Origin of the sequence: Phaeobacter sp. JH20_34 (genome assembly GCF_048056095.1) — a bacterium.
In the GTDB taxonomy this organism is placed as follows: Bacteria; Pseudomonadota; Alphaproteobacteria; order Rhodobacterales; family Rhodobacteraceae; genus Phaeobacter; species Phaeobacter bryozoorum.
This window is the reverse complement of record NZ_JAYMWT010000001.1, coordinates 1-19,304: the sequence shown is the minus strand read 5'-3', so window position 1 is coordinate 19,304 and position 19,304 is coordinate 1. Positions and strand designations below refer to the sequence as shown.

The window sequence follows — 19,304 nt, the reverse complement described above, 5'->3', positions numbered from 1 at the left end:
AGAAGCACCGCCGAAAAAGGTGGGCACGACGAGGCTGGGTGGGAATGCGGGGACACGCAATTCTTATGATTGGCTGCCTGGGTACGCTCAGCGGCCCGCTGGGTGCCATTCAGGCTCCGGCCCAGACACTATCGACATATGGAACGCCCGGATTGGTCGATATTCCGACCGCAGAGGTTCTGTCCGACGGAACCATCGCGCTGACCACCTCAAACTTCGAGAACACCAGCCGCAACACCCTGACGTTTCAGATGTTGCCGAATATCTACGGCAGTTTTCGCTATAGCTTTCTGCGCGGTTTCGACGCCGGCGTCGACCTTAGCCGGTATGACCGCAGCTTTGATATCCATTTTCAATTGCGCGATGAAACAGCGGCGGGACCGGCTATCGCCCTTGGCCTGCGGGATTTCGGTGGGACCGGCGTCTACGCCAGCGAATACCTCGTGGCCACAAAACATGTCACTCCCGATCTGACCGTCACCGGCGGGATTGGCTGGGGTCGGCTTGCCGGGCGCGGCGGGCAGCGCAATCCACTCACAGCACTCGATGGGCGGTTTGATACACGACAAGATTCAAACGCCGGCGGCATATCCACAACCGGACAACTGGACTTTGGCAATTGGTTCCGCGGCGACGCCGCATTGTTTGGCGGTCTGCGCTGGGATGTAACTCCGCATTGGTCGCTGACCGCCGAATATTCCTCCGACACCTATTCAGCCGAAGCTCAACGTGGGCTGAATGACATCCGTTCACCTGTCAACATCGGCGCATCCTACCGCTTCGACAACGGAGTCACTTTGGGCGGCTCTTATCTCAACGGATCGGCCCTCGCCGTTCAGCTGAGCTATGCGTTTGATCCGCGCCGCGCCGCTGCTCCCGGCGGTCAGGGAGCCGCCGCGCCTGCGCTGAAACCGGAAGAACAGGTCGCCCTGGCCAGCTGGAACCTCGCCCAGGGCGAAACCGGATCCGCCGAGCCTGCCCGGCTCTACGGCGTGCTGCAATCCCAGCTTGAGTCCGAGGGCATCCGGCTGCTCGGCTTCGAACGCGTGGGCAGCCAAGCGCGGATCACGGTGGAGAACATGCGCTACGGCGCCTCCGCGCAGGCTGTCGGTCGGACCAATCGCGTTATGGCAAATACCCTGCCTCCGCATCTGCAACAGTTTGAGGTCACGCTCGCCGAGAACGGCCTGCCCACGACCCGCGTCACCACGCAGCGGAACGACCTCTACGAGCTGGAAGGCGATCTGGATGGCGCCTGGCGCAGCCTTGCCCGTGCCGATATCGAAGACGCCCCAGAGCCGATCCCCAACAGCGCTGGCATCGACGCCTTCCCTCGGTTCACCTATCGCTTCGGGCCTTACACGCAGCTGTCTTTCTTTGATCCAGATGAGCCGCTGCGCTACGAAGTCGGGGCGGAACTGCGAGCCGCCTATCAACCTGCGCCCGGCCTGACCTTTGCCGGACAGCTGCGCCAACCGGTGATCGGCAATCTCGACGCCTCCGCCCGCCCGTCAAATTCGGTCTTGCCGCGGGTCCGCTCGGACTGGGCCCGCTATGCGTCGGAATCCGATCTGCGCCTCAGCCATCTGACAGCCGATTACGTCTGGCGCCCGCACCAGGATCTGTTTGCGCGCGTCACTGCAGGCTATCTCGAGCAGATGTTTGGCGGCATATCGGCAGAGGTGTTGTGGTTCCCCGTTGGCAGCAGCCTGGCGTTAGGAGCCGAGCTTAATTATGTCCGGCAACGCGATTTCGACGTCCAGTTCGGATTTCAGGACTACGACGTCGTGACCGGTCATGCCTCGGTCTATTACAAAACGCGCGCCGACTATCATGTTCAGGTCGATATGGGCCGGTATCTGGCTGGTGACTGGGGCACCACCGTCACCATCGACCGTGAATTCAACAACGGTTTCAAGGTTGGGGCCTTTGCAACGCTGACCGATACATCCTCCGAGGATTTCGGCGAAGGCTCCTTTGACAAGGGCATCCGTGTTGAGGTGCCCGTTGCCTGGCTCACCGGCAAACCGTCGCGGCAGAGTATCACGCAGGTTATCCGCCCCGTGCTGCGCGATGGCGGCGCGCGGCTCAACCTGCAGACACGTCTCTATGAAAAAGTGCGCGACAGCCGTGGGCGCGCGCTTGCCGCACAATGGGGGCGTTACTCCAGATGACGGTCACCCGACAGCTCCACCACCTGGTCATCAGCAGCGCGGCGATTGGCTGCCTGATCCTCGCAGCCTGCACAAATGACGAGCGTGAGATCCTGACCCTTCAGCAGCTGCGGCAGGGCGGTCTCTCCTCTGCCACACCTCGCGTCGCGGAGCTGGCCGAGGCTGGCGCACAACAGATGCAGGTTGGCTTTCTCCAGACAGGAAGAAGCGGCGTGATGCTTCGGGAGACGGAGCGGGCGGGTCTCGTGACCTGGCTGTCCTCGGACGGCGCCAGCCTGCAAACCGACCGGGGGCTGCTGCACGCAACCCGTGGCTTCGGTATCGGTCTTATGGCCGTTGAACAGGATCAATCCCGTGGACGGATTTTTGCACATGCAGAAGGTCCGGCGCTGCGCTTTCACAGCTATCTGACCGGAAACGACCGGATTGAGACCAGGACATATCACTGCGAAATCAAGGATCGCGGCCCCCGCACCCTGACCATTGGCGACCAGCAGATTGCGAGCCGTCTGATGGTCGAAAACTGCCAAAACCCTGAGCAGCGGTTCCTGAACCTCTATTGGCTGCGGTCATCAGACAACAGGTTGATCCAAAGCCGCCAGTGGACCGGGCCGTTTATCGGCAATTTGACAACGCGACTGCGAGGAACGCCATGATCCGCACACCCCTATCGCATCCGACCAACATTACCCCACCCCGACCGGAGGAAAGACCTTGCGCCTGATTTCTATGATCTGCTGCGCCACGATTGCGCTGGCAGGATGCTCGACCATCTACCGCAGCTCTGACGTTATCCCCGGCGCCGGGGATGGCACGCAGGTGCGTGTGGTTCCGCTGAATGGCGAAACCGTGATCCAGGCCAACCGCGCGCCTTATGCGCCGCAATCCCTTCCGGATGCCTATGCACGATCAGCGGGAACCGGCGCGGGCCTGGTTGGCCGCGGGGCGGGCCGCCTGCCTGAGGCACCCTCAACTCAGGAAGGTGCGCGCAATCGACGCCTCGCCCTGAAGCCCCCCCCTTCCGTACCGCAGATGCCCTATCAGATCGGGGTTGGTGATGTCGTGATGCTGGCGACACCGTCCACGCGCAACACGCTTGAGCAGCTCACCGGCCTGCTTGCCGCGCAAAACAGCCGCAACGGTTATACCGTGCAGGATGATGGCTCTGTCAACATACCCGACGTCGGTCGCATCCGCATCGGCGGGCTGACCATCGAAGATGCCGAAGAGCTGCTGTTTCAGAAACTGGTCGAAGCGCAATTCGATCCGACATTCAGCCTTGAGATCGCCGAGTTCAATTCACGCCGCGTTTCGGTTGGCGGTGCCGTCGGCAAACCTGGCGTGTTGCCGATCACATTGACGCCGCTCTACCTCAGCGAAGCCCTTGCCGCCGCAGGCAGCGTGTCCGTCCCAGATATTGATGTCAGCTCGGTGAGGATTTACCGCGACGGCGACCTCTACCAGATCCCGCTGACGGATTTCTATGCCAGCCCCGACCTGCAGAACACGCGTCTTGTCTCCGGCGATGCGGTATTTGTCGACACGGACTTCAACCTAAACCGGGCCGAACGCTTCTTTGAACAGCAAATTCGCCTGAAGCAGACAACTCTGGCTGCCCGCGCACAGGAGCTGAGCGAGCTGAACACCGCGATCACCCTCCGCCGCAGTGATAATGCCGAGCAACGCAGCACCTTCGAAGCCCGCGAGGCGCTGGGTGCCAATGGTCGCGATTACGTCTATCTGGCCGGGGAGGTCGACAATCAGACACGATACCCCCTGCCGTATGAGCGTCAGGCCACACTGGCCGATGCACTCTATGATGCGGGCGGTGGAATAGCCCGCGAAACCGGTGACGTCTCGCAGGTCTATGTGCTGCGCGCCTCCAGCGATCCGCGCGAGTTCGGCGCGGTTACCGCCTGGCATCTGAATGCCAGCAGCGCCGCCAATCTGACACTCGCGACGAAATTTCAGCTGCGCCCCGATGACGTGATCTTTGTGGCCGAAAACCCGGTCACAAAATGGGGTCGCACCCTGCGCCAGATCACCCCGTCGCTGATCACCACACCTGTTGCGGCAGCAGTCAATTGACCGGCCTGACATCGACAGGACCGGTCACCCGCCTCATGATCATCACTTTGATGGTCCTGTCTTTGCTCGGGGCACCCGGTGCTGCTCAGACCGTTAAGGAGGACGATGATCAGCTAGAGTGCGAGGATGAACGGGATGCGGAAGAGGACGAATGTCTGCTGCTCGTTGAGCCGGTCGTGGGCCAGTTTGCCCCAATGATCGCACCTGCTATGGGCCTGCTGGGGCTTGCCCTGGTGGCGGGACTTGCGGCCTCCGGCTCGACCAGCACGACCAGTACAGATTAGTCGCGCCGATGCTTCACCGTATCCATGCGCAACCAATCGGCAGCCAGGCGAAGGTCCGCGCGTAGGCTCTCGGTGTCACGGCTGCGCTGCTCAGGATCTGGGCTCCGCAACAGATACGATGGATGCAAGGTGATCAATACCGGCGTGCCGTCGGCGCGATGTTCGATGGTGCCACGCCGCCGCAGAATGTCCGCACCTGATCCCAACAAAGCCTGCGTCGCGGTGGCACCAAGCGCAAGGACCAACCGCGGCCGGACCTGTTCCAGCTCGGCCCGGAGCCAGATCTTGCAGTGCTGGATCTCCGATCCATCGGGCCGCTGATGTATCCGCCTGCGCCCTCTTGGCGTGAATTTGAAATGTTTGACCGCATTGGTGACGTAGGCTGCCTGTCGCGGCAGGCCGGCCTCCGCGGCCAATTGGTCGAACAGTTGCCCAGCGGGGCCAACAAATGGACGCCCTGCCAGATCCTCGTGATCACCGGGCTGTTCGCCGACGATCATCAACGCGGCATCTGTCGGCCCTTCACCGGGCACCGCCTGCGTGGCCGACCGGTGGAGCGGGCAGCGCGTGCAGCTGTTGATGGCCTCCGGCAGACCCCCAGCTGCTCCTTGCCAGACAGGGTTGGCCGCAGGTAGTCGGGCCTGTACCCGCACAGCCCGCAACGGTGGCAGAGTTGGCGCCGCCTCAGCCATCGCCCGCGCCCGCGCTGGGGCCGAGGCGATCAGGTCAGGAATAGCGACGGCCTCCGGCATGTTCTGCCAATACTTCTTGGGCATTTCCGATTGCATCGCCTGCACCTTCAACCGTGCCGGATTGAATATATTGCGGAAATAAGTGATCCACAGCGCCTCGCTCGCATCCTCCGGCAGGTCGGGCCTTGGCTGCCCCGGTTCAAACCTGAGTTGCCCACCCTCGAATATGGCCGACACGTCAGGTGTCAGAATACGCCAGTCCATATCGGCAAAGCGGCGGGCAAAGAATGTAGCGGTCGGCTCCACTGTGTGATGTGTCGGCTCAAACCACGCCGCAAAAGATCGGCGCGGCGCGTCAGCGGCACCCAACTCCCGAAACCGCACAAAGGCCTTCATCTTGTGCTGACAGCGCGACACCGATTTTTCCATCTGGCGCAATCGCGCCAGATCCGCGTCAGCCCGATCGCTCATCAACCCGCGTTCACTGCGCAGGCGCCAGAGAAACCGGTAGAGCCGGGCAAACCGGTTTGGATCACTATGCCAGACAACCTTATCGGCGAGGGTAACAAAGCTGCGCGGGACCTGGACCTCTCCGCCTGAAGGCGGTCGCGCCTCTGAGGCGAATAGATCCGGCGCGGCGCATTCATTGTTCCACAGGATGGCGTCAGGTGGGATATTCTGCGCCAGAAACCCTCGCGCCGCCCGACGCCAGGCCTCTGCCGTCCCGATCGGGGGCATCTCAGCATGATACATCAAAACAGGGCCAATTGTTCCGGCGGCGGCAGAAACCGGGCCCGCAAATCCGCGCTGTCGGTCAAACCGCCCGGTGTCCACCCGCCAGCAACGACAAAGGCACGCGCCTTCTTCATCGAGGCCCCGATACGAACCAGATCTTCGTATCGCAGCATCCGATGCCGTCGCGTGCTGAGCATCCGCGTGACCGTTTTGACCCCGAACCCCGGAACCCGCAGCAGCAGTTCCCGGCTGGCCCGGTTCACATCCACCGGAAAGATCTCGCGATGTGCCAGCGCCCAGGCCAGCTTGGGATCGACCTGCAAATCCAGATTTCCATCCGGCGTGACCGATGTGATCTCATCGAGCTGAAAATCATAAAACCGCAGCAGCCAATCGGCCTGATACAGCCGGTGTTCACGCTGCAACGGTGGCGAGATCAGCGGCAGCTTGGCCGAACTGTCGGGGATGGGCGAAAACGCGGAATAATACACGCGCTTCAATTTGTAGCTTGCATAAAGCCGGGTCGATTGCCTCAGCACCGTCGCATCATTTGACCCATCCGCCCCTATGATCATCTGCGTCGACTGACCTGCGGGCGCAAATCGCGGCGGACGCCTGCCCGTATAGCTCGCCTCCCTGGCTGCATCAGCGCGCATCCGGACGTCTCCCATCGCCTTGCGGATCTGGCCGGGATCTTTCTCCGGCGCATGTTCACGCACGGCGGCATCGCTTGGCATCTCGACATTGATCGACAGCCGATCCGCCAGAAGCCCAGCTTCGGCAATCAATTCAGGGGCAGCATCGGGAATGGTCTTGAGATGAATATATCCGCGAAAATTCTCCTCATGCCGCAGCTTTCGCGCGATCTGCACCATATCTGACATCGTCGCATCCGGGGACCGGATGATACCGGAGGACAGAAACAGACCTTCTATATAGTTGCGTCGGTAGAATTCTATCGTCAGCTTTACAACCTCATCGACAGAAAACCGCGCGCGCGGCACATTGGACGACACCCGGTTCACGCAGTAGGTGCAGTCGTAAATGCAAAAGTTGGTCATCAGGATCTTCAGCAGGCTGATGCAGCGACCATCCGGCGTGTAGGCATGGCAGATGCCCGTACCCTCATTCGAGCCCAAGCCCTTCCCATCGCGGGAGTCACGTTTTGTCGATCCCGAAGACGCACAGGACGCATCATATTTTGCGGCGTCGCTGAGGATAGCGAGCTTTTGATCCAGCGATTGTCGAGTCATATGTTCTATATATGTTCCCGCCTCAAAGAAGGCAATCCAACCAGCAGCGCACCTTAGGTCAAACCAGCAAAAGACAACCGCGACCTCACGTCCTGGCGATTGACGGGAACCCAAACCACCAAGCCACGTTGATCTTGCAAGCCATAGGCAAAGAACTCCCCTCCTGCCGTCAGAGAGAAAGGTCAACCATGTCCGACACCATTCAAACCGTGAACCCAACCACTGGAGAAACCCTCAACAGCTATTCCCTGCTGAGCGACGAGGCGATGGAAACTGCAGTACAAAGCTGCCATGAGGCCTTTCTCAGCTGGCGCAAGACCCCGGTAGAAGCGCGCGCGAAGGTCATCAAAGCCATCGGGGCCGCCCTGCGTGAGCGCAAGGATGAGCTTGCCGAACTGATGACAAAAGAAATGGGCAAGCTGCTGAAACAGAGCCATCAGGAAGTCGAGCTCTGCTCGGCCATCTGCGACTACAGTGCAGGAGAGGCCCCCTCGGCATTCGCCCCCGAAGAGCGCGATATCCAACGTGGCAAGACAGGGCATATCTTCTATTCCCCCATTGGTGTCGTCTACGGCATCCAGCCCTGGAATTTTCCAGCCTACCAGGTGGTGCGCTACTCAATCGCGAGCTTGATCGCCGGTAACGGCGTACTTCTGAAACACGCCTCCAACGTAACCGGCTCGGGCCAGATGCTGCAGGAGATCTACGAAAGCGCGGGCCTGCCAAAGGACCTGTTCCAGGCTCTGGTGATTTCCCACGATCAGTCGGACGCCCTGATCAGCCACAACCTGGTGCGCGGCGTGACACTGACCGGCAGCGATGGCGCCGGCCGCAAAGTGGGCGCAAAGGCGGCCGAAGCGGTGAAAAAGACCGTGCTGGAACTGGGATCCAACGATGCCTACATCGTCCTGGAAGATGCGGACATCGACGCAGCTGTCCAGACCTGCGTGCAGGGGCGGACCTATAACAATGGCGAAACCTGTATTGCTGCCAAGCGCTTCGTCGTCGTCGACGCAATTTACGATGAATTCCGCGACGCCTATGTTGCCGCCATGAAAGACGTGACCCCGGGCGACCCGATGGGTGACGATGCCGACATTGGACCGATGGCACGGAAAGATCTGCGCGATGACCTCCATCAGCAGGTCAAGGACAGTGTCGCAGGCGGTGCCAAGATCCTCTGCGGCGGCGAAATGCCAGAGGGCAAAGGTTTCTACTATCCGGCGACCGTTCTGGAAAACGTGACCCCGGGCCAGCCTGCCTATGACGACGAGCTCTTCGGCCCGGTGGCCGCATTGATCCGCGCCAAGGACGCAGAGGATGCGATGCGCATTGCCAACGACAGCCGATTTGGTCTCGGCGGTGGCATCATGACCAAAGATACCGACAAGGCGATTGCCCTCGCCCGCGATCATTTCGACACCGGCATGATCTTCATCAACGGATTTGGCCTGGCAATCCCCAACATGCCTTTCGGCGGCGTCAAGGACTCCGGCTATGGCCGCGAACATGGAGGCTTTGGCATGAAGGAATTTGTGAATGTAAAATCCGTCATGGTGATGAGCTGACGCCACTCGGGCCGCCTGCACGACGGGCGGCCCGCACATTGCGGGTCCGCAGTCCCGCCAAACGTGGATCGACCTGATGAAACTGGTCTATTGCAAGGATGATCAGCCCGGGATCTCGCGCCGACGTCGCGGTCGCGGGTTTTCCTATCATATGCCTGATGGCAGCCACATCGGGGACCGTACCGAAGTGGACCGGCTCAACGGGCTTGGCGTGCCCCCTGCTTATACGGATGTCTGGCTCTGCCCATTGGCAAATGGTCACCTGCAGGCCACCGGGCGCGACGCGCGCAATCGCAAGCAATATCGCTACCATCCCGCGTGGCAGTTGTTGCGGGCAGAACAGAAATTCGACAATTTGGTCAGTTTCGCCGAGAGCCTGCCGCAGTTGCGCAGGTGGATCAGCGACAGGCTAAGCGGCACCATAGGCGAGGAGGAAACGGCGGTCGCTGCTGTCCTTGCCCTGATGGATCGCGGCTCACTCAGGATTGGGAACCCGCAGTACACAGAGGACAACGGCAGTTACGGCGCCACGACCCTGCGCCAACGGCACATCGAGTTCTCCGGTCAGTCGATACATCTGCGCTATACCGCAAAAGGCGGCAAGACAGTTGAGAAGTCGATCCGGGGCGCGGCCCTGCAACGCATATTGGAGCGTTCACAGGACCTGCCCGGACGCGAACTCATCTCTTGGCTTGATGATGGCGGCAGCGCACGCGCCGTCCGGTCAGAGCAGGTACAGGAGGTTCTGACCAACCTCTGCGGTGACGGCATCTCCGCCAAAACGCTGCGCACTTGGAACGGTACCCATGCAGCCTTTCGCACGGCGCTGCATGCCCCCAGGCTCACGATTTCAGCCATGGCGGAGGCAGCGGCGGAGCGGCTGCACAATACACCGACCATGGCGCGCAACAGCTACATTCACCCAAAGGTCATCGCATTGGCCGAACTGCCCGACGACACGCGCACCGCACGGCTCAAATCGCTCACCCGGCATAGTATCGACGGACTTCGCATGGGTGAAGGCAAACTACTCGAACTACTGACGACAAACTGATCGGGCTGCCCTCACTGACCCACCAGCCCCGTCTTGCGGCCGACATAATAAGCGCCCGCCACAGCCGCCAGATTCGCAATGACCGCAGCGCCCAGAATTCCGGCATAGCCGAACAGCCAGACCCCCAGCCAGGCCAGCGGCACATAGACAGCAAAGATCCGCATCAAGCTCAGCCCCATGGACCAGAGCGCCTTGGACCGGGCATTCATCGCGGCATTTGCTGTCACCAGGACACCGTAGCCCAGAAAACTCCAGCTGACGACGCGGAGATATTGCGCGGTCTTCTGCGCCGCTCCCTCGTCCGAGGCGATCAGCCCGGCGATTGAAGGCGCCAGAACCGTCAGGAGAAGCGCGACAGCCAAGCCGTAACCGATACAGAATTGCCAGGACCGCCAGACCGCCAGCCGCGCACGATCCCGTTCATCTGCACCCCAGTTCTGACCGACGACCGGTCCGATGCCCGCAGAAAGGGCCAGCAAGGGTACCAGCGCGACCGACTGCACACGCTGAGCCGCCCCCAGCCCAGCCACAACCGTATCGCCCAGCGTGGCAGCAGCTGCGGTGACCATCGCCATACCGGCGGGGTTGATCGCATTGGAGAAGGCCGCCGGCAGTCCGACCCTGACGACTTCGCGTATTGAGCCGACAATGCCATCGGCGAATTCCTGCGGAGGACGAATAACGCCAATCCGCAGCGCATAAGTGAAGGCTCCCACCAAGGTCAGGACGCGCGCCAGAGCCGTCGCAAGCGCCGCGCCCGCCGTGGACATCTCAGGCAAAGAACCGAGCCCGTAGATAAGGATCGGGTCCAGCGCGATATTGAGCACCGCAGCAACCAGCATGATCACCGCCGAGGTTGCCCCGTCGCCATGGGCCCGAAACACCGCATTCAACAGCGCCATGCCGACCAGAAAAGGAAACGACAGGGCCCAGAATGGCACATAGGATTGCGCCTCCTCCAGCACGGCGCCCCCTGCTCCCATGAGAGAGAACAGCGAGGCGGCACCTAGATAAAACAGGATGGCGACCAGCACCGCCACAACCATACCCAGAACAATCGCATGCACCGAGAGCCTGTTGGTCTCTGCCTCGCTGTCGCCCCGGCCCAGGCTCTGGGAAATCGCCGCATTGGCTCCAGCGGACAGGCCGATGGACAAAGACGTCACCGCCGTGGTCACCGGGTAAATGAACCCGACGGCCGCCAGCGGAGCCTCCCCCAGCTGCCCGAGGAAATACGCGTCTGCCAGTCCAACGCTCAACACGCCCAAAATCCCCAAGGACATTGGAGCGGAGACCGCAGCAAGAGCGCGCGAAACAGTGCCCTGTGTTAAATCCTTCTGCGCCACGGGCCTTCTCCTCGGGTTGGGTAATAGCGGCAGCGCAGGAAACTGCGCCATAGCGGGCAAAACGCCTGAGCCTCTTGATGGTTCCACACTGGATGGCAAGACGTCGGCTCGCCAGCGTCGGCACGGTCTCCCCTTGCCCAAACCCCTGTTTGGCTTAACTTTCCTGGAACACCGCCTAGAAGTAATATGAAGGATCCTGCGCCGTGAATGCACCACGCCTACCGGAAGAGCTGCTGCATCCGCGCCCCGATGGGCTTTATTGTCCTGCTGGTGATTTCTACATTGATCCGGTCCGCCCGGTGCCCCGCGCGCTGATCACTCACGGCCATGCTGACCATGCCCGCGCGGGGCATGGCACGGTCTGGGCCAGCCCGCAGACATTGGACATCATGGCGATCCGCTATGGCGACGCGTTTTGCGACACATCGGTTCCAGTCGATGATCGCACGACGATCGCGGGTGTCGGCGCGACATTCACACCGGCCGGCCATGTCCTTGGCTCCTGTCAAATTACCGTGCAGGACGGCAACACGGCCATTACCGTCTCCGGCGACTACGCGCGGGTCGATAACCCTGCCTGTGCACCGTTTCAGCTCGCGCCATGCGATGTTTTCGTGACCGAAGCCACCTTTGGGCTGCCAGTGTTCAATCACCCGGACCCCCGGTCCGAGATCGAAAAACTGCTCCGCTCCGTTGCTGCTCAGCCGGAGCGATGCCATCTTGTGGGTGCCTATGCGCTCGGCAAAGCACAGCGTGTCATCGCGTTGTTGCGCCAGGCAGGCTGGGATCGGCCGATCTATATCCATGGCTCACTTCAGCGCCTGTGCGACTACCACATCGCCCAGGGCATTGATCTCGGCGAATTGCGCCCGGCCACCACCAAGGAGGGCAAGGCCGCCTTTAAGGGGCAGATAATCCTCGGCCCTCCTTCGGCCTTTGCCGCGGCCTGGGCGCAGCGGTTTCCTGATCCGGTGATCTGCTTTGCCAGTGGCTGGATGCAGGTCCGCGCCCGCGCGCGGCAGCGCGGCGTGGAGCTGCCATTGATACTGAGCGACCATGTCGACTGGCCGGATCTCACCCGAACCATCAGGGAACTCGCCCCGAAACAGGTCTGGGTGACCCATGGCCGCGAGGATGCTTTGGTTCGCTGGTGTGAGCTGAACCAGATTGCCGCCCGTCCCCTGCGGCTGGTCGGCTATGAGGAAGAGGCAGATTGATGCAAGCCTTCGCAGACCTTCTGGAGCAGCTCGCCTTTACCCCGTCTCGCAACGGTAAGACGGCGCATCTGCTCCATGCCTTTCAAGCCATGCCGGACCCTGAACGCGGATATGCGCTCGCAGCGATTACGGGTGATCTATCACTCCGCAATGTGACGCCTTCGCTGTTGCGCGGTCTGGTGGCGCAAGAGACTGACCCAGAACTGTTCCGCCTCTCCTATGATTTCGTGGGCGATCTGGCGGAGACCGTCGCCCTGATCTGGCCGCGCTCAGACGGCGAGGCATATCTGTCCTTGACCGAGGCGGTGACGGAGCTGTCCGAAACCGCAAAGGCCCAGCTTCCGGCACTGATCATCCGCCGCCTGTCGCAGATGACACCGTCGCAGCGCTATGCCTACCTGAAGCTGGCCACCGGCGGGCTGCGCGTTGGCGTGTCCGCCCGACTGGCCCGCAACGCCCTGGCACGATATGGCGAGGTCGATGTCGCGGAAATCGAGGAGCTCTGGCATGGGCTGAGGCCGCCCTACCTGCCACTGTTTTCCTGGCTCGAAGGGGGTGACAAACCAAAAAGCCTTGCCGCCGCGCCGTTCCGACCGGTTATGCTGTCCACAGGTACAGATCTGAACGACCTTTCCAGCCTCTCTCCCGGCGACTTCATTGCAGAATGGAAATGGGACGGTATCCGCGTGCAGGCCGTGAATGACGGCGGCACCCGGCGGCTCTATTCACGCACCGGAGAGGATATCTCAGGCGCTTTTCCCGACGTCATTGAAGCGCTGAACTTCAACGGCACGCTCGATGGCGAATTGCTGGTTAAGCGCGACACCATCATCGCGCCCTTTGGTGATTTACAGAAACGGCTTGGTCGCAAGAAGGTGGGCAAAACCATGCTGGCAAGCCATCCCGCCGCGCTGCGCGCCTATGACCTGCTGTTCTGGGAGGGTGAAGATCTGCGATCTTGGACATTGGATGAACGCCAGGCCCGGCTGCATCGCTGTGTTGCGGACCTGAACGATCCGCGTATCGACATCTCTCACCCGCTCACCTTTGGCACATGGGAGGATCTGGCAGTTCTTCGCGCCAACCCACCCGAAGGCGTAATCGAAGGCGTCATGATCAAACGGCGCGACAGCGCCTACATCGCGGGGCGCAAACGCGGAAACTGGTTCAAATGGAAACGCGATCCTATGCTGGTCGATGCCGTCATGCTCTATGCGCAGCGCGGCCACGGCAAACGCTCAGGCTACTATTCCGATTTCACCTTCGGCGTCTGGGACGGCGATAAGCTGGTGCCCGTCGGCAAAGCCTATTTCGGGTTCACCGATTCCGAGCTGAAGGAACTGGACCGCTTCGTGCGCAACAACACGACGGACCGGTTCGGCCCAGTCCGCGCGGTGAAGCCCGAATTGGTCCTGGAAGTGGCCTTTGAAGGTCTAAATGAATCCAGCCGTCACAAAAGTGGTCTGGCCATGCGGTTTCCCCGTATCAATCGCATTCGGACCGATAAACCAGCGTTAGAAGCGGGAACATTGGAGGAGCTTCGGAGCTTTCTTTAAGACTAGATAAGCAAATCGGAATAGCCACAGATGCCGCCCTCAGTTGGCGCCTACATACGAAAGCGAGTTCGATATCATGAGCAAGCAGTCCATGGCCTATCTTACACTGGCCCTTGCCCTAGCCTTTGCCGCCGCGCCGCTGATAACCGACCCGTTCACCGGCTATACAGCTGATCAACTGCCCTATCCACAGCCCGACCCGGTCATTCAACCCATCGGTCCGGCCTTTTCAATCTGGATCGTGATCTACATCTGGCTGATCGTTGGAGCCGGATTTGGCGCGTTTCGCGCGCCGGAGGGCTCAACATGGCATGAGATGCGAAAACCCCTCTCTATCAGCCTGGCCATCGGGGTGTGCTGGCTTTGGGTTGCGAACAGCTCACCCATCCTAGCCACAATCCTGATCATCGCGATGACAGTTACCGCGATCCTGGCTATGCGCCGCGCAGGCCGCAACAAACGGGTCTGGAAACGCGGTCCTGTAGGGCTCTATGCCGGATGGCTGACCGCAGCATCGGCGGTATCCATCAGTATCATTCTTCCAGGATATGGGTTGATGAACCCGCAATTGGCGGGCGTAATCTGCCTGACGGCGGCGCTGGCGGTCGGGCTTTTGGTCCAGGCAGACAGCCCCTCAGCCTGGACTTACACCGTCGCAATCTGCTGGGCCATCGGCGGGATTATCATTAACCAATGGGGAAGCGATAATTGGCTCATTATTGCTTTGGCAGGTCTCGGCTGGATCGCTCTTGCACTGCGCGGCCTGTCCGGTGCCGGGTTGATGAATACTACTGAGTAGTATAATCTCCATAATCACCCACAAGAGCCTCAGGTGCGCAAATGAGTGTAAAAGCCTCCATCTCCCTGACCGAAGCACAGGACGACTTTGCCCGCACATTGGTGGCAGAAGGGCGATATGCAAGCCTCAGCGCGGTGTTGCAGCAGGGTCTGGAATTGCTACGCGAAGAAACGGAAGCCCGCCGCGCCGAGACATCCGCCCTGCGTGCATTGATCGCCGAGCGCCGCGACGGCTCTTTTGTCAGCGGTACTGAGGGGCGTCGAAGGACCGCCGATCTTCTGGCGCGCAAACTGGCAGAACATGGTCTTTCGGGTTGATCGCGCCGAGGCGATTGATCAGGATCTTGACGCCATATTCGACTTTCTCTTTGATGCGGCAATTGGCTTTGGCGAGGATCCGGACACCGCATTCAGCAGGGCAGCCGCCCGCCTGAACGAGATTGACGCGGCCATTGAGGCACTGGGCAACGCCCCGCACCAGGGCACCCTGCGCAGCGATATCGCTCCGGGACTGCGCAGCGTGACAAAGGGGCGCGCCATCCTCTATTTCGACCTGAACGAAGCCGAACAGCAGCTACGCGTATTGGCGGTGTTCTTTGGGGGTCAGGATCATCAACGCCGGATGTTGCTCCGTGCGCTCGGCCACGAGCAAACGAACCCGATGCCCTGATCAGGCACCAATCTGATCATGATTTGTCAGGCACTCGGAATGATCCCGCAAAACCTCCAGCACCCGGCACTCGGCAACGGTTCCCCCGGCACACTCACGGATCATGCGCTGTAATTCAGTCTGCAAGGCCTCCAGCCGGGCAATCCGATCAGCGACGTCTTTCAGCTGTCTCTGCGCAATGGAATCTGCATGAGAACAGGACTGACCCGGATGATCCGCGAGGTTCAGTAACTCCCGGATTGCCTCCAGACCAAAGCCAAGTTGTCGCCCGTGACGGATGAACGAAAGCCGGTCCAGATCACTCTCGCCATAGCGACGCTGCCCGCCTGCTGTGCGCCCCGCCTCCGGCATAAGGCCAATCTCTTCGTAGTAGCGAATGGTCTGCACCTTCGTGCCTGTCCGCTTGCCCAATGTCCCAATTGTCAGCATCTATCACCCTTCTAAAATCTACATCTTATGTAGGTTTTTGCGATAGGCTGGGCAACCATTCTGATATGGAAAAGGGGCCACCAATGGCAGCCCCTTCCAGACCGATATTACCGACGTCGCGACTTAGGCCGCCGCTTCGCCGGGCCGCTTGCCCAGAATGATCATGCTCAGCAGGTCATCATCGGTGACATCATCAATATCGACGGTGCCAACCAGCTGGCCGTTCTTCATGACCGAAGCCCGGTCGCAAAGCTCCATCACCGCATTCACATCGTGATCAATGAGGAAAATACCGATACCCTGCGCCTTCAGCTGCTGGATCAACTCGGCAACCATCTGCGTTTCATGCGGCCCAAGGGCGGCAGTCGGTTCATCCATGATCAGGATCTTGGCGTTGAAATAGACCGCCCGCGCGATGGCAACCGACTGACGCTGACCGCCCGAGAGAGCCGAAACCGGTTCCGAGAATTTTTGAAAATTCGGGTTCAACCGGTTCATGATCTTGCGACATTCGGCCTCCATGGCGGAATCGTCCACCAGACCAAACGGGGTAACCAGCTCGCGACCCAGGAACAGGTTGGAGGCCGCATCCAGATTATCCGCCAGCGCCAATGTCTGATAGATCGTCTCGATGTTATGCGACCGCGCATCACGCGGATTGGTGATCTCAACCTTATCGCCATTGACCCGGATTTCGCCGGAATCCATCTGGTAGGCACCCGACAGCACTTTGATCAAGGTGGATTTCCCGGCACCATTATGGCCGAGCAATCCAACAACTTCGCCGGGATAGAGATCAACGCTGACGTGATCCACAGCCTTGATCCCGCCAAAGGAGATCGAAATATCTTTCATCTCGACCAGCGGCGTGGCGCCTGCGGCGCGCAACTCTTTTGCAGTGCTCATATCCGGGCCCCCACGCGTTTGCGGTAAAGAATATCGATCCAGACGGCTGCAACCAGCACGGTGCCCACGACGATGTTCTGGAACGGTGCGTCGACACCGACCATGGCCATCCCCGACTGCAGGCTCTGCATAATCAACGCCCCAAGGATGGCGCCATAAATCGTGCCAAACCCACCGGACAGTGCAGTGCCGCCAATCACGGCCGCCGCAATAACGCGCAACTCATCCAAAGTCCCGATATCATTGGAGTGATTGGCAAGACGGGCCGAGGCCACAACCGCTGAAAGCGCACAGAGAAATCCCATCAGGGCAAAGATCTTGACCGTCAGCAGACGGGTGTTGATGCCGGACAGCTCGGCGGCATCCGGGTTGCCACCGGTGGCAAAGATATAGCGGCCAAACCGGGTGCGGCGGGCGATAATCGTCATAATCACGGCAGTTGCAATCAGGATCAGCACCGAGATTGGCAAGCCATAACCAACAACCAGCCCCTCAGGCATGGTTTCGCCTTCTGCTTCCATCATTCGCGCCAGACGGCGCGCCGGGATCTGATAGGCATTCAGCACGGCCACAAAGCCAAGGATCGACGCCGCAATCGCACCTGCAATCACCGCTTCCGCCCAGGCGGGTTTCACCGGGAAACCATGGCCTTGTTTGCCGCGGCGGCTGTTCCACAGGGCAACCAACGCCAGAGCCGTGGCTACGATTCCGACAGCCCAGCTGAGCGTGGTGCCCAGCGTGCCCGAGGTGCCCCCGAAGATCAGGAACCTGCTGTCAAGCGGGCCAATGGTCTGCCCGTCGGTCAGATACCAGGCAACGTTACGCCACACCAGAAAACCACCCAGGGTCACGATAAAGGCGGGAATGGTCAGGAAACCTACCATCCATCCCTGAAAAGCCCCGATAAGGGTGCCGATCGTCAGGCCAACCACCACGGTTATGATCCAGGTTGCCGGGTGGTTGAGTCCAAGCCCCAGCATATCCGGTAGCACATCGGTCTGCACGACAGCCATCACGGCCGAGCAGGTCGCCAGCAACGCACCGACGCTCAGGTCGATGTGGCGTGTCACGATCACAAAGACCATGCCCGTGGCCATGATCGCCACAGAGACCGTCTGGATGGTGAGGTTGAAAATATTGCGCGGCGTCAAGAAACGCCCATCCGTCAGGATGTTGAATCCAATGCACAAGATGACAAAGGCACCGATCATTCCCAATAGGCGGACGTCCAGTTCCAATTGCTGGAACAGGCCACGCTTGTTTTGTTCGGGGATCGGCTGAGACGTGGTTTCGGTCATATCCGAACTCCAGTGATCAGCGGTAGTGAAAGGGGGACGCGCGCCCGATCCAATCGGGACCCTCTGAGGGCGCGCGCCGGTTTAGAAAGAAGTAGCCGAGAAACTCTCAGCAGCTGCTTAGTTGCAGGGCGCAGGACCGTTGGTCACACCCTGGCACAGCGCCTCCTTGGTGATCCAGCCGGCATCGACAACAACCGACAGGTTGTCAGCGGTCACCGGGATCGGCTCCAGGAACCGCGCCGTCAGCTCGGTGCCCGCTGGGGACGTCCAGGCGGCACCGCCCGCGACATCACCCATGGCAGCGCCTTCAGCCATTTCGACCGCGATTTCAGCGGCGGCCTTGCCCAGATCACGAGCGTCTTTCCAGACGGAAACGGTCTGCGTGCCTTTGGCAACACGGTTCAGCGCAGCGTGGTCGCCATCCTGGCCGGACACCGCGATACCTTCCATGCCCTGCGCGGTCAGCGCGGCGACAACACCACCGGCGGTGCCGTCATTGGAGGCAACAACGGCATCGACCTTGTTGTCATTGGCGGTCAGGATCTGTTCCATATTGCGCTGAGCGTTGGCCGGCAGCCAGCCATCGGTATAGGCTTCGCCAACGATCTTGATATCGCCGCTATCGATTGCCGCCTGAATGACCTCTTGCTGGCCACCGCGCAGGAAATCCGCGTTGGGATCGGTGGGCGAGCCCTTGATCATCACATAGTTGCCGCTCGGCTGGGCCTCAAGCACGGCCCGGGCCTGCATCCGCCCCACTTCGACATTGTCGAAAGTGAGATAGAAGGCACGGCTGTCTTCAATCAGGCGATCATAGGCAACAACGGGGATGCCTTCGTCCGCCGCCGCCTGAACAGCCGGGCCAATCGCCTGAGCGTCCTGGGCCAGAACGATCAGCGCATCCACGCCCTGTGCAATCAGGCTTTCAATGTCCGCAAGCTGCTTGGCCGACGACGACTGTGCATCTGCCGATACATAGGTCGCACCTTTCGCTTCCAGCGCAGCCTTGATCGCCGCTTCGTCGGTTTTCCAGCGCTCTTCCTGGAAGTTCGACCAGCTGACGCCAACGGTCACATCTTCGGCAAGGGCCATGCTCGCGGTGGCGGCAAAGGCAAGTGCGGAGACTCCACTCAAGAATTTCATTGTTTTCCTCCCTCGGATCGTTGCGGGCTGCTGCGGCAATCGGGTCCCCCCACGCCACATGCCCGTCCTGATATCCCTAACATTATTTTTTTT

Annotated in this window: 18 protein-coding genes; 11 read left to right on the top strand and 7 right to left on the bottom strand. The window is 60.5% G+C overall.

What is annotated here, in order from left to right; genetic code table 11:
* Positions 1-44 precede the first annotated feature (44 nt).
* Genes VWZ81_RS00090 through VWZ81_RS00075 form a run of 4 tightly spaced genes read left to right on the top strand, consistent with a single transcriptional unit; the run spans position 45 to position 4,546 of the window.
* Positions 45-2,174, top strand: coding sequence for a YjbH domain-containing protein (locus tag VWZ81_RS00090; protein WP_416541698.1), 2,130 nt, complete (start codon positions 45-47; stop codon positions 2,172-2,174).
* Positions 2,171-2,830: a YjbF family lipoprotein gene (locus VWZ81_RS00085; protein ID WP_416541697.1), complete on the top strand. Its 660-nt coding sequence runs from the start codon at positions 2,171-2,173 to the stop codon at positions 2,828-2,830. The genes VWZ81_RS00090 and VWZ81_RS00085 overlap by 4 nt, the downstream gene beginning before the upstream one ends.
* A 58-nt stretch (positions 2,831-2,888) precedes the next feature.
* Positions 2,889-4,262 carry a polysaccharide biosynthesis/export family protein gene (locus VWZ81_RS00080; RefSeq protein ID WP_416541696.1) on the top strand — a complete coding sequence of 458 codons (1,374 nt, stop codon included), beginning with the start codon at positions 2,889-2,891 and terminating at the stop codon, positions 4,260-4,262.
* Positions 4,263-4,312: 50 nt separating this feature from the next.
* Complete coding sequence (locus VWZ81_RS00075; RefSeq protein ID WP_416541695.1) at positions 4,313-4,546, top strand: hypothetical protein; 234 nt, start codon at positions 4,313-4,315, stop codon at positions 4,544-4,546.
* Here VWZ81_RS00075 and VWZ81_RS00070 read toward each other — a convergent pair.
* Together VWZ81_RS00070 and VWZ81_RS00065 are read right to left on the bottom strand one after the other, a co-directional pair.
* The gene (locus VWZ81_RS00070; protein WP_416541694.1) at positions 4,543-5,991 is read right to left on the bottom strand and encodes a UdgX family uracil-DNA binding protein; all 1,449 of its coding nucleotides are present in this window, start codon (positions 5,989-5,991) and stop codon (positions 4,543-4,545) included. The two genes, VWZ81_RS00075 and VWZ81_RS00070, sit on opposite strands and share 4 nt — an antisense overlap.
* A complete protein-coding gene (locus tag VWZ81_RS00065; RefSeq protein ID WP_416541693.1) occupies positions 5,991-7,226 on the bottom strand; it encodes a putative DNA modification/repair radical SAM protein in 1,236 nt (411 codons plus the stop codon). Before VWZ81_RS00065 ends, VWZ81_RS00070 begins: the two co-directional genes overlap by 1 nt.
* 188 nt (positions 7,227-7,414) lie before the next feature.
* Between VWZ81_RS00065 and VWZ81_RS00060 the strand changes: the two genes are divergently transcribed.
* Together VWZ81_RS00060 and VWZ81_RS00055 are read left to right on the top strand one after the other, a co-directional pair.
* Positions 7,415-8,794: an NAD-dependent succinate-semialdehyde dehydrogenase gene (locus VWZ81_RS00060; protein ID WP_416541692.1), complete on the top strand. Its 1,380-nt coding sequence runs from the start codon at positions 7,415-7,417 to the stop codon at positions 8,792-8,794.
* Positions 8,795-8,870: 76 nt separating this feature from the next.
* Positions 8,871-9,848: a DNA topoisomerase IB gene (locus VWZ81_RS00055; protein WP_416541691.1), complete on the top strand. Its 978-nt coding sequence runs from the start codon at positions 8,871-8,873 to the stop codon at positions 9,846-9,848.
* An 11-nt stretch (positions 9,849-9,859) separates the two neighbouring features.
* Here VWZ81_RS00055 and VWZ81_RS00050 read toward each other — a convergent pair whose 3' ends face one another.
* Positions 9,860-11,194: an MATE family efflux transporter gene (locus tag VWZ81_RS00050; protein WP_416541690.1), complete on the bottom strand. Its 1,335-nt coding sequence runs from the start codon at positions 11,192-11,194 to the stop codon at positions 9,860-9,862.
* A gap of 203 nt (positions 11,195-11,397) precedes the next feature.
* Here VWZ81_RS00050 and VWZ81_RS00045 point away from each other — a divergent pair, with 203 nt between their 5' ends.
* The 5 genes from VWZ81_RS00045 to VWZ81_RS00025 all read left to right on the top strand — a co-directional run bounded on the left by VWZ81_RS00045 (position 11,398) and on the right by VWZ81_RS00025 (position 15,435).
* Entirely contained in the window at positions 11,398-12,411 is a 1,014-nt protein-coding gene (locus VWZ81_RS00045; RefSeq protein WP_416541689.1) for a ligase-associated DNA damage response exonuclease, read from the top strand.
* On the top strand, positions 12,411-13,967 hold the full coding sequence (locus tag VWZ81_RS00040) for a cisplatin damage response ATP-dependent DNA ligase (protein WP_416541688.1): 1,557 nt from the start codon (positions 12,411-12,413) through the stop codon (positions 13,965-13,967). The genes VWZ81_RS00045 and VWZ81_RS00040 overlap by 1 nt, the downstream gene beginning before the upstream one ends.
* Before the next feature lie 76 nt (positions 13,968-14,043).
* The gene (locus VWZ81_RS00035) at positions 14,044-14,766 is read left to right on the top strand and encodes a tryptophan-rich sensory protein (RefSeq protein WP_416541687.1); all 723 of its coding nucleotides are present in this window, start codon (positions 14,044-14,046) and stop codon (positions 14,764-14,766) included.
* Positions 14,767-14,807: 41 nt separating this feature from the next.
* A complete protein-coding gene (locus VWZ81_RS00030) occupies positions 14,808-15,083 on the top strand; it encodes a ribbon-helix-helix domain-containing protein (protein WP_416541686.1) in 276 nt (91 codons plus the stop codon).
* Complete coding sequence (locus tag VWZ81_RS00025; protein WP_416535400.1) at positions 15,067-15,435, top strand: type II toxin-antitoxin system RelE/ParE family toxin; 369 nt, start codon at positions 15,067-15,069, stop codon at positions 15,433-15,435. The genes VWZ81_RS00030 and VWZ81_RS00025 overlap by 17 nt, the downstream gene beginning before the upstream one ends.
* On the opposite strand, the gene VWZ81_RS00020 is transcribed toward VWZ81_RS00025, so the two are convergent.
* The 4 genes from VWZ81_RS00020 to xylF all read right to left on the bottom strand — a co-directional run bounded on the left by VWZ81_RS00020 (position 15,436) and on the right by xylF (position 19,211).
* Positions 15,436-15,864 (bottom strand): MerR family transcriptional regulator, encoded by a 429-nt coding sequence (locus VWZ81_RS00020; protein ID WP_416541685.1) that lies wholly within the window; start codon positions 15,862-15,864, stop codon positions 15,436-15,438.
* Positions 15,865-15,987: 123 nt separating this feature from the next.
* Positions 15,988-16,770: an ATP-binding cassette domain-containing protein gene (locus tag VWZ81_RS00015; protein ID WP_416535398.1), complete on the bottom strand. Its 783-nt coding sequence runs from the start codon at positions 16,768-16,770 to the stop codon at positions 15,988-15,990.
* Entirely contained in the window at positions 16,767-18,068 is a 1,302-nt protein-coding gene (locus VWZ81_RS00010; protein ID WP_340547580.1) for a sugar ABC transporter permease, read from the bottom strand. Before VWZ81_RS00010 ends, VWZ81_RS00015 begins: the two co-directional genes overlap by 4 nt.
* A 117-nt stretch (positions 18,069-18,185) precedes the next feature.
* The gene (gene xylF / locus VWZ81_RS00005) at positions 18,186-19,211 is read right to left on the bottom strand and encodes a D-xylose ABC transporter substrate-binding protein (RefSeq protein ID WP_340547579.1); all 1,026 of its coding nucleotides are present in this window, start codon (positions 19,209-19,211) and stop codon (positions 18,186-18,188) included.
* Positions 19,212-19,304 lie beyond the last annotated feature (93 nt).

Coding starts and splice junctions, on each gene's coding strand:
- VWZ81_RS00060 (WP_416541692.1), top strand. CDS start 7,415: ATGTCCGACACCATTCAAACCGTGAACCCAACCACTGGAGAAACCCTC.
- VWZ81_RS00025 (WP_416535400.1), top strand. CDS start 15,067: ATGGTCTTTCGGGTTGATCGCGCCGAGGCGATTGATCAGGATCTTGAC.
- VWZ81_RS00030 (WP_416541686.1), top strand. CDS start 14,808: ATGAGTGTAAAAGCCTCCATCTCCCTGACCGAAGCACAGGACGACTTT.
- VWZ81_RS00040 (WP_416541688.1), top strand. CDS start 12,411: ATGCAAGCCTTCGCAGACCTTCTGGAGCAGCTCGCCTTTACCCCGTCT.
- VWZ81_RS00020 (WP_416541685.1), bottom strand. CDS start 15,864: ATGCTGACAATTGGGACATTGGGCAAGCGGACAGGCACGAAGGTGCAG.
- VWZ81_RS00065 (WP_416541693.1), bottom strand. CDS start 7,226: ATGACTCGACAATCGCTGGATCAAAAGCTCGCTATCCTCAGCGACGCC.
- VWZ81_RS00070 (WP_416541694.1), bottom strand. CDS start 5,991: ATGTATCATGCTGAGATGCCCCCGATCGGGACGGCAGAGGCCTGGCGT.
- VWZ81_RS00015 (WP_416535398.1), bottom strand. CDS start 16,770: ATGAGCACTGCAAAAGAGTTGCGCGCCGCAGGCGCCACGCCGCTGGTC.
- VWZ81_RS00035 (WP_416541687.1), top strand. CDS start 14,044: ATGAGCAAGCAGTCCATGGCCTATCTTACACTGGCCCTTGCCCTAGCC.
- VWZ81_RS00075 (WP_416541695.1), top strand. CDS start 4,313: ATGGTCCTGTCTTTGCTCGGGGCACCCGGTGCTGCTCAGACCGTTAAG.
- VWZ81_RS00085 (WP_416541697.1), top strand. CDS start 2,171: ATGACGGTCACCCGACAGCTCCACCACCTGGTCATCAGCAGCGCGGCG.
- xylF (WP_340547579.1), bottom strand. CDS start 19,211: ATGAAATTCTTGAGTGGAGTCTCCGCACTTGCCTTTGCCGCCACCGCG.
- VWZ81_RS00010 (WP_340547580.1), bottom strand. CDS start 18,068: ATGACCGAAACCACGTCTCAGCCGATCCCCGAACAAAACAAGCGTGGC.
- VWZ81_RS00090 (WP_416541698.1), top strand. CDS start 45: ATGCGGGGACACGCAATTCTTATGATTGGCTGCCTGGGTACGCTCAGC.
- VWZ81_RS00055 (WP_416541691.1), top strand. CDS start 8,871: ATGAAACTGGTCTATTGCAAGGATGATCAGCCCGGGATCTCGCGCCGA.